Annotated in this window: 9 protein-coding genes and 4 tRNA genes; all 13 read left to right on the top strand. The window is 51.1% G+C overall.

The annotated features are described in order from the left end of the window. Positions 1–286, top strand: a 286-nt coding sequence (locus tag FFI61_RS17895) for a hypothetical protein (protein WP_227715042.1), incomplete at its 5' end; no start/stop codon positions are given. Beyond that, the gene (locus FFI61_RS17500; protein ID WP_200371899.1) at positions 279–1475 is read left to right on the top strand and encodes a hypothetical protein; all 1197 of its coding nucleotides are present in this window, start codon (positions 279–281) and stop codon (positions 1473–1475) included. The genes FFI61_RS17895 and FFI61_RS17500, both read left to right, overlap by 8 nt. Continuing rightward, positions 1475–2560 (top strand): hypothetical protein, encoded by a 1086-nt coding sequence (locus FFI61_RS17505; protein ID WP_227715043.1) that lies wholly within the window; start codon positions 1475–1477, stop codon positions 2558–2560. The genes FFI61_RS17500 and FFI61_RS17505 overlap by 1 nt, the downstream gene beginning before the upstream one ends. Continuing rightward, a complete protein-coding gene (locus FFI61_RS17510) occupies positions 2557–3117 on the top strand; it encodes a DUF6160 family protein (protein WP_200205317.1) in 561 nt (186 codons plus the stop codon). Before FFI61_RS17505 ends, FFI61_RS17510 begins: the two co-directional genes overlap by 4 nt. 11 nt (positions 3118–3128) lie before the next feature. Beyond that, positions 3129–5528: a DUF6160 family protein gene (locus FFI61_RS17515; RefSeq protein ID WP_200371900.1), complete on the top strand. Its 2400-nt coding sequence runs from the start codon at positions 3129–3131 to the stop codon at positions 5526–5528. Between the two features lie 107 nt (positions 5529–5635). Beyond that, the gene (locus tag FFI61_RS17520; RefSeq protein WP_200371901.1) at positions 5636–6607 is read left to right on the top strand and encodes a biotin--[acetyl-CoA-carboxylase] ligase; all 972 of its coding nucleotides are present in this window, start codon (positions 5636–5638) and stop codon (positions 6605–6607) included. Further along, positions 6604–7338, top strand: a complete 735-nt coding sequence (locus FFI61_RS17525) for a type III pantothenate kinase (RefSeq protein WP_200371902.1) — start codon at positions 6604–6606, stop codon at positions 7336–7338. Before FFI61_RS17520 ends, FFI61_RS17525 begins: the two co-directional genes overlap by 4 nt. Continuing rightward, the gene (locus FFI61_RS17530) at positions 7335–7997 is read left to right on the top strand and encodes a hypothetical protein (protein WP_227715044.1); all 663 of its coding nucleotides are present in this window, start codon (positions 7335–7337) and stop codon (positions 7995–7997) included. Before FFI61_RS17525 ends, FFI61_RS17530 begins: the two co-directional genes overlap by 4 nt. A gap of 31 nt (positions 7998–8028) precedes the next feature. Continuing rightward, positions 8029–8104 (top strand) — tRNA-Thr (locus tag FFI61_RS17535). A 40-nt stretch (positions 8105–8144) separates the two neighbouring features. Next, positions 8145–8228: transfer RNA gene (locus FFI61_RS17540), tRNA-Tyr, on the top strand. Between the two features lie 11 nt (positions 8229–8239). Then, positions 8240–8314, top strand: a tRNA-Gly gene (locus FFI61_RS17545). 14 nt (positions 8315–8328) lie between these two features. Further along, positions 8329–8404, top strand: a tRNA-Thr gene (locus FFI61_RS17550). A gap of 51 nt (positions 8405–8455) precedes the next feature. Beyond that, positions 8456–8600 (top strand): GTP-binding protein (locus tag FFI61_RS17555; protein ID WP_227715045.1); only part of this gene is annotated, 145 nt, incomplete at its 3' end.

The raw sequence follows: 8600 nt of genomic DNA on the forward strand, positions 1-8600 counted from the left end.
CTCAGAAGTGAAACAGGCCTGCGCCGATGGTAGTGTGGCATTTGCCCATGTGAGAGTAGGTCATCGTCAGACTCTTAAGTCCAAACCCCAGCTTCTTGCGAAGCTGGGGTTTTTTTATGCCCAAATTATGACCGCTCGCACAGTTGCAGTTCGAACATATCGTTACAGTACGTTAAGGAAGCTGACAAATAAAAAAACAATGTCAGTACTGAAGGTGCATTCGCTTTTACACCGCAGGAATGCCCTCAGCTTAACAGCACGTGTGCAGCGGAACTATTATGAGTAGATTGGTAGCAGCGCTTACCTTCTCCACCCTGTCTCTGGGAGTAAGTGCCGACTTGAATCCAATTGCTGATGAACACCTGTCGGAGGTTATCGGCCAGGCTTTTATCTCAATCGATCGTGATTACCATCCCGATGCCTCTACCGCTTATACGAGAATCAATCTCGGAATGGATATAGAGGTTCAAACAAATATTGATACGCTTGAGCTCGGCCGCTATGAGCGGGATGGAGAAAAGCCGGGTACGTCAGACGTACTCATTAATAATTTTGCGCTAGGTTACATCCAGAACGATAAGTTCTTTCAGGACAACCCGGAAGTCCCGGAAATGTATAAAGCCGATGGAACGGCTTATGCTGAAAATGAAGTCGTCCCCTTCTTTATCGAGAACCCCTTTATTGAATTTGCCTTTGATCAGCAGACGCAAGAAGTTATCGGCGTGCGACTGGGATTTGGCGATGCCATGGGTATATTGTCTGCTGATATTGAAACGTTAACAGGCAATGTAAACGTGATGATCAAAGACGTGGGTGGGGCAATGAAAAATGCCAAGCAAGAAAATCCAACGATATCCGATCAGTTAATTCATTTCCTTACTCCTATTCTCGAAAAAAATAACGCACTGGAAACCAAGGCGCGATTGGTTGATGGCGACCCTGATTCGCCAACTTACGGCGAGATCGATGAGATCAGATCAGAACATATTGGCGTTCCTGATGGTGAAAGGTTTGTACTTGAGGGTGCTAGCACGTTTGCTCGCCTGTTTATGAAGGATCTTTTGGCACCGGGTTCAAGCTCTAAAATAGAAGTTCCAGGTTGTAATAACCTGTTTGACTGTCCGGAAGGCAATATCGAAGTTATTGCAATGGATTGTAAGGTTCTCTCTATACAATCCTGTTTCGATTTGGGGCAATATCGATCATTCGCGGTGGGCGAGTTGGGACAAACTAACGGCGAAAGAAGTGTTGTTGCTCCCGTTGCAGGTGCTTTTATGTCTTTCCAGACCAGGGCGGTAGAGTGGGTTAAAGATGTAAAGCAGGGAAAAATGACCGAAGCTGAGTTTTTGCAAGCAACCAGTGGTGCTTTCTTCAACATCCCGAATGGTGCGACAGAAGTTAACCTGGGCGAGGCACTTAATGGTGTGCCTCGGTATCGATCTGAATACATAGATCGCGGTAGGGGACTCTTTTAATGACCTTCACAAACGTTCGCAAGATTGCTCTTGAATTTGTGATATCACGGAGCTTGCTTCTGGGAGTGATGCTCGGATGGCAGGCTGTTGCTTTAGCAGAACTCCAATCGCTTGATGATGGACAGTTGTCCAAAGTTGATGGTGCGGGCATTGGGCTTGTGCTCGATAGCTTTACGTTTTCCCATGGCACTGACAAGCCGGACCAAAGTGGTGAGCAGGCGAGAGTCTTCAGAATTTCCGGAATTAAAAGTACCGATGGCCAAGAAGTCGATATCACAGTAAACCACTTATACATCGCTGGTGCCGACAGCAACTATGGCCAGAATCTTTCGCCGGTAAACTTGGGACGCCTGATGAACCCATGGAGCATTGATGTCCTAAACGGGGATGATATAGGCATTCCCAATAAAGCCGTCCTTGAGCTTGCGGCATCCACCAAGGTGCCGATGGCAGAGGGTTTTGATTGTATGGGTGGCTCTGCTGCAGCGGGATCCGGTACATGCTCAAGCCGGCCTGCCACTGCTGACTGGAGGGGAGAGCGTGCGGACATTGGTATGCAAATGAACGTCGCAGTTGGCGCGGATCGCTCGTCCAATCTCAACTTTCATGCGCGCAGTGCGGTCATTGATGGCAGCTATATCAGGCTTTGGGGGGATGGTGAGCGCAAGCAAATGGCTGGTGAGTTTCGCTTCAACCTCTATTCCCCTGAATTCTCAATTAACGCATGTTCGCTCGATGGGGTCACATGCGGCTCCCGCATAACAATGTCTGACTTTGCATTGGAGCTTGCAATCGGCAATCGGTACCAGCCGATCTTTTTCGATGTTGATGGAAGCGGAAACTTCATACTTGAAGTTGACACCATAGCAGCACCCCCCACGGGGCACATAGCTGCAAGTGGGAAGCGGGATGGCAGTAATGCAGCGACCTGGGATTTCTACAACGATTATTACTCGAATCCTGAATATCGCAGTAATTTGCACATAGGTAACTTTAGTGTGGGGGCCAAAGATTTTGGCCCGGCGCGCATGGAGGGCATGCTGATTCAGCATCTCAAGATACAAACCAAGGACTTAGCGCTATGAGCCAACGCCTGCTGAGTTTAAGGAATCGTCTATCTTTCGCTTTTGCTTTAAGCTTCCTGTCCCTGATTGCCGCAGCTGAGATGGCTCCCTTGGAAGATGATGTGCTCTCGGATGTTTCAGGCCAGGGTGGTATTTACCTGTCTGGGGATGTGAGCATCAACGCGCTGGGTGGGCCGGTCGAGAACAGCTACTTCGGGAGTTGTGATGATGTAACCAGAAAGTGTGGGGCCAGAATAGCGTATCGGCTAAAAGAAACAGGCGGTTGGTTGGTTCTCGATGAACTCCGGGGCGGTTTTGCCTTTGAAGGCCTGACACTGGGGATGCGAACAATAGATACGGGCTTTGGTGGTGATGGTGCGCTCTTCAATGGTGACGTGCTGGAGCTAGGCTTGCCAAATATCGTTCGTTTCGACGATGTCCGGTTCAAGATTGCAGCTAGCAGCACGCCCAGACCGACGGATCTTGGGTTTCAGCAAACAGATATATTCACAGTTGAGATGCAGGGCGATGTAATCATGGAAGGCAACCTGCTGGTCTTCCCAACGGGAAATCCATAAAGGGTGGTGCTATGAGGATCGATAAAGGTCGGGACTACATTCTTGTTATCCATTTTGGGCTGTTGTTTCTGGGCCTGGCATCGGCTGCATCTGCGGGAATGAAGAGTCTTGATGATTCAGAGCTCGCCTCAGTTAGCGGGCAAAGCGGCATTACGCTGGAGATGGATCTGGGAGTAACTGCAGACAAGGTCACCTACTATGATGATGGCAAGGGTATTCACCTGGAAGGGTTTCGCGTGGGCTCCGCTTCTGATCCAAATGGCTCAGCGCATCACGTAGTAAAGGTTGATATAGGTGCAGATGCATCACTGAACCTTGGTTACCTGGTTGAAGATCGCAGGATCGAATTTGGTGATATTCGACTCGCGGGTGCTCCGGGCCTGAGTATGGGTGGTGTCTTTCTTGATCACTCTCTTGAGGGCTATGTGAATATAAAACAGGGTGGTGCCACGGGCGGCGCGGGCTATACCTTTGATACTGCGTACACCATGACCGGAGGGCGTTTAGGCTATAGGACCAATGGTAACGAATTCTTTCTCGATGGTATTACGATGGATGTTGAGGCTTTGGGTATAACGCTGGATGTGGTTGGCGATACGCTCAAGCTGGGTGCACCCAGAATTGTTGGTAACTGGAAAGTAGAAGCCATTCGATACAGTGGAAATGCACTGAATCATGGCGTTAGCACTGATGCAGGGTCGGGTGCATTACTACCCTCCTATGGTGGGATAAGTGGTGAGTTCGATCTGTCTTCAAACTCGGATATCAGGGCCGGCGGCCGCGAGGGTGAGGGGTTACGGTTTGACAGCCAGACTACTATTCACAGTGCCTCCTTTCTCTACCATGACGACGCTAATGTCCTTGCTCTCAGAAACATCACTGGGTATCTGAACGTGCAAGATTTGCGGCTTGATGTTGCGACTGACTGGAATAACAGGCCGGCCTTGGCCTTGACCCTGGGAGCAATGGCTGGCGAATTTAACGTTGGTACCATTGAAATGGGCGCCAACAACAAAAGTATCGGGGAGGTCAACGCGAACTTCCTGTTCCAGGATCATTCGTACAACGGGAATAGCTACACGAACGCAATCTATTTGCAGGGCGGCGGGCACGCAGAAGCAGGGCCGCAAGGTATGCGCCTGGCAACAGAATGGAGTTTGGCTAATGCAGATATAAGCTACACAGAAGATGGCAATCGTGTGATTTTCAGTGGTCTTCAGTCTTGGGGGCGAGGTGACGTTGTTCTGAATGTTACCCGGGAAGAGGTCCGTGGCGGTACGCAGTTCTTTGATGGCCTTCGAATCGGGTTTGAGAATGTAACAGCCGGTTATCGGATCAATGGACTCAAGGTTGGTAGTGACGATGCGCAGCTTCAGGGCGGTACAGAGCTACTCCTTGCCCTTGGCTTCTATCCATCCTACGAATTTGAACTAGATGGTCATATTACGCTTGGAGCCGGCGGCGCAAGCGGCGAAGGAATAACGGTCAACTCAGACATTCGCATAAGGAACGGTAAGGCCGCAATTATAGCTGACGCTTACGACAAGGGTAGGGGCGAGATTAGCCAGAAGGGCTTGTGGATCAGTGAGCTTGAGTACGATGCTCATGTGCGTGGTATGACCATCGATGCAACGGCCGATGGCCTGGAAATGGTCACGGCAGAGTCATGGGGCACTATGGATATTGGAAATCTCAGGGTCGGTGATAAGAGTGCTGGAGGCAGTCTTGGCAGGTTTGTGGTCCAAAGCTATGAGCTTGGAAGCAGCATGGCTATTCTCCCGGGCGGTGCGGGAGATGTGTGCGCGGGCGGAGCTGGCACTGCGCAAATGGTGTGCGAAGCCTCAGGTGGTATTTGGGAAACCAGGGGGGAAGAAGGTGTTACAGTTCGCTTGAAGCAAATACTTGCCAGAGCAGACGGGAATAAAAAGAATGCTTTTTCTTGGGAGGCCAATAGAGAGTTGGACTCCAATGGAAATCCAGTTAATGGCACGGGCGCCAGCGTGCTGTTAAATGATATTTATACCAGTGATGGTGGGGATTTTGATGGTGACGGTGTAGACGATAACACCTTCGGTATTCGTACAGATCTCGCGGTAGATGTATATCAAACCAAGGTCGTTAAGAAGCAAGACGGCCCCGATTTGCTTGGTGTTGTGGGAGCAAAAGGCGATGAGAAAATCATGGATGCTTCGGCGGCTCAAGGCTATCGGTATGTCAGCAACCCAACCCAGGGTGATTTGGCTAATCGCCCGTTAGGCTTCGCGGTCAAGGCCCAAAGCCAGTTCAAAGAACTATCCATAAACAACATTGATCTTATTCACCCCACAGGTGGCGCTCAAACGGCTGTTTACGGCGTCATGATGCAGAATTTTGACATCAGGGCTAACCTGACAGCGACACCGATTCCTTGACTGCAGTGGCGGCCGTGCTTTTACTGTACCGGCCGCCAGTTTTGCTTTTTTGCTCTCTCCTGGTGTTTAATCCGCCGGTACCTAATCTTCCGGCCGGATAATATCTGATGAAACTCAAAGCCCTTGTTGCCCTTCTCAGTGATGGACAGGTTCACTCTGGTGAATCTCTCGCCCAAGAGCTGGGCGTGAGTCGCACAGCTATCTGGAAGCAGGTGAAGCGTCTAATGGATCGTGGTTTTGAGGTGGCGAGTATTCGTGGCCGTGGTTACCAACTGATGTCTCGGGTTGATTTGCTGGATTCGGCCATGATCCTCGCCCACCTTGATGAAGAGTTGGCGGCGAGGATTGATTTGAGGGTTTGCGATGAGGTGGATTCAACTAACGCTGAAGTTCTCAGGCAGGTTGCGGAAGGTTGTGGAAGCAAGCTCCCTATATCCATTGCCGACTGTCAGACGGCTGGGCGCGGCCGAAGAGGTCGAAGCTGGCAGAGCCCGCGAGGTGAGAATCTATATCTGAGCATGGGGCTTGTCTTTCACGGCGGCTTTTCGGTTCTGGATGGGCTTAGTCTGGTGTTTGGGGTTGCTGTTGCTGAAGCGCTTGAGATGCTGGGTGTGACGGGTGTTGGTTTGAAGTGGCCAAATGATATATTTCTACCGGCGGGAAAGCTGGGAGGCATCCTTGTGGAGCTGCAAGGTGAGTTGCAGGAGGGTGTTGTGCGGGTGGTTGTAGGTATTGGAATCAATGTGCATATGCTTAAAGCTGGCGGCGTTGATCAGCCCTGGAGTAGCCTGGCGAGCGCGTGCCCGGACACCGAATGGACGAGAAACCGGGTGGCGGCAGCGGTTATTGGTGCAGTGGCTGATGCTGCAGATGATTTTTCGAATAAGGGCTTTGGTGTATTCCATGAGCCTTGGCAAAAGCGTGATATATACAACAATCGCCTTATCCAGGCAAAGGATGGGGAGTTGAAGGGTGTTGGCAACGGTATTGATGGTAGCGGCAACTATTTACTTGTAACTTCCGATGGGGGGGTTGTCCCCATTCGTGCCGGTGAGATCAGCTTGCGGGTAGCTCCATGAGGCTGTTGATCGACGCTGGGAACTCCAGGCTGAAATGGCGCCTTGAGGAGTCTGGGCAGGTTTTCGATCAGGGAGTAGGTGTTACTGCCGATGTCGACCCTCTGCCGGGATTCTCTGCAGCTGAAGGGAGTGTTTCCAGGGTGGCAGTTTCTACTGTCGCGTCAGAATCAAAGAGGGTAAGCCTGTTCAAGCATCTGTCCAGCCGATTTGACGCGCCGGTCACCTTCTACTGGGCGGAGGCTGTCAGAGGTGGGCTAAAAAGTGCGTATAAAGACTGCAGTCAAATGGGTGCCGATCGCTGGCACGCTATGTACGGGGCTTGGCAACGGCGCAATCAGGCATTCTTGGTGGTTGACGCTGGCAGCGCGATAACCGTTGATTATGTTGACTCTGAGGGGCGGCACCTTGGGGGGTTTATTTTGCCAGGCCTGAATATGATGCGTCGCAGTTTGCAAGTGGACGCAGCTCGAATAGATTTTGATCCCAGTCAGGTTTTGAATACAAGTCCTGGGGTGAGCACAAGCGAATGCGTTAATCACGGTATTGCATGGCTGTCTGAGGCGCTGGTTGAGCGGGTCAGGCGCGACTGCATAGCTCTCGGTATCAGCGATATTCTGGTTACTGGAGGCGACGCCGAGAGACTCCTCCAGCTTGGGTTGGTTGCAGAGTTCCGCCCGTCTTTGGTAATGGACGGGCTTGGTCTTATAGATGCAGAGGCCCATGCAGAATGAAATGGCTGGCCTTGGTATTGGTTGTTATCAATTTTTGTGTTTGGCAGCTGAGTGATTACTCCAAAGTGGCTAGTCAGCCTGGTTCCGCTGTGAGTGGGAGTCTGCCGAGAGTAACAAGCCTCAAGGTTCAGAAAAATGCCGTCGTTGCTTCGGAGCCAGTCTCTAATGAGTGGGTGTGTGTCAGGGTGGGCTGGATAAAGAGTGTTGAGGTTGCGGAGGCTCTTGGTGCCCACTCAGTTTTTTCCAGAACTCAAAGTTTGTCCCTGGAGAAGGTCGAGAGGCCATTGCCGTCATTGCACTGGGTTATCATACCCCCTCAGCCCCCGACAGCGGCATTGGAACAGTTCCGGGATATGCAGCGGCGAGGCGTAGATTCGTATCTGGTGACTGAGGGTGAGAACAGAAACGCGATCTCACTTGGTTTGTTTGAGTCTCGTAGCGCAGCAATATCCGTGCTGGAAGAAAAAAAACGCAAGAATTTTAACGTGGTACTAGTCAACTTCGACCGAAATCAGATAAGCTACGCGCTCGCTTTTGAGGCTGAGTCAAATCTTGTAGAAGAGATGGTTCAGGCGGTAGAAGCGGATTATGGGGAGGAATTTGACTTTGTTGAGGTCAACCGTTGCGAGGGTGTTGCAACTCGCGAAAATAATCCGTAGTATACCGCCCTCGCTGAACAAGCGAATGTGAGCTGGCGTAGCTCAGTTGGTAGAGCAGCTGACTTGTAATCAGCAGGTCGGGGGTTCGATTCCGTCCGCCAGCTCCACTTTTTTGTTGTGACAGGCGTGTAGCACTGCGTCTGACTCGGAGGGGTTCCCGAGTGGCCAAAGGGATCAGACTGTAAATCTGACGCGAAAGCTTCGCTGGTTCGAATCCAGCCCCCTCCACCACTTAATTGCTCGCGGGCATCGTATAGTGGCTATTACCTCAGCCTTCCAAGCTGATGACGCGGGTTCGATTCCCGCTGCCCGCTCCAATTTGATTTGCAATGCTCATGTAGCTCAGTCGGTAGAGCACATCCTTGGTAAGGATGAGGTCACCGGTTCAACTCCGGTCATGAGCTCCACTATTTATCCGGTCAACGTTACTATCCAGGTTGATTAGGGGGATTGGTCGAATGTCTAAGTCTAAGTTTGAAAGAATTAAGCCACACCTTAACGTGGGCACTATTGGTCACGTTGACCATGGTAAGACGACTCTGACCGCTGCTCTGACTCGTGTATGTCACGAAGTTTGGGGCACAGGTTCTGCGAGTGCATTCG

Origin of the sequence: Marinobacter sp. DY40_1A1 (assembly GCF_016597815.1) — a bacterium.
In the GTDB taxonomy this organism is placed as follows: Bacteria; Pseudomonadota; Gammaproteobacteria; order Pseudomonadales; family Oleiphilaceae; genus Marinobacter; species Marinobacter xiaoshiensis.

Excerpts from the sequence above, each read along its gene's own strand:
- FFI61_RS17500 (WP_200371899.1), top strand. The coding sequence starts at position 279 with ATGAGTAGATTGGTAGCAGCGCTTACCTTCTCCACCCTGTCTCTGGGA.
- FFI61_RS17525 (WP_200371902.1), top strand. The coding sequence starts at position 6,604 with ATGAGGCTGTTGATCGACGCTGGGAACTCCAGGCTGAAATGGCGCCTT.
- FFI61_RS17520 (WP_200371901.1), top strand. The coding sequence starts at position 5,636 with ATGAAACTCAAAGCCCTTGTTGCCCTTCTCAGTGATGGACAGGTTCAC.
- FFI61_RS17510 (WP_200205317.1), top strand. The coding sequence starts at position 2,557 with ATGAGCCAACGCCTGCTGAGTTTAAGGAATCGTCTATCTTTCGCTTTT.
- FFI61_RS17515 (WP_200371900.1), top strand. The coding sequence starts at position 3,129 with ATGAGGATCGATAAAGGTCGGGACTACATTCTTGTTATCCATTTTGGG.
- FFI61_RS17505 (WP_227715043.1), top strand. The coding sequence starts at position 1,475 with ATGACCTTCACAAACGTTCGCAAGATTGCTCTTGAATTTGTGATATCA.
- FFI61_RS17530 (WP_227715044.1), top strand. The coding sequence starts at position 7,335 with ATGAAATGGCTGGCCTTGGTATTGGTTGTTATCAATTTTTGTGTTTGG.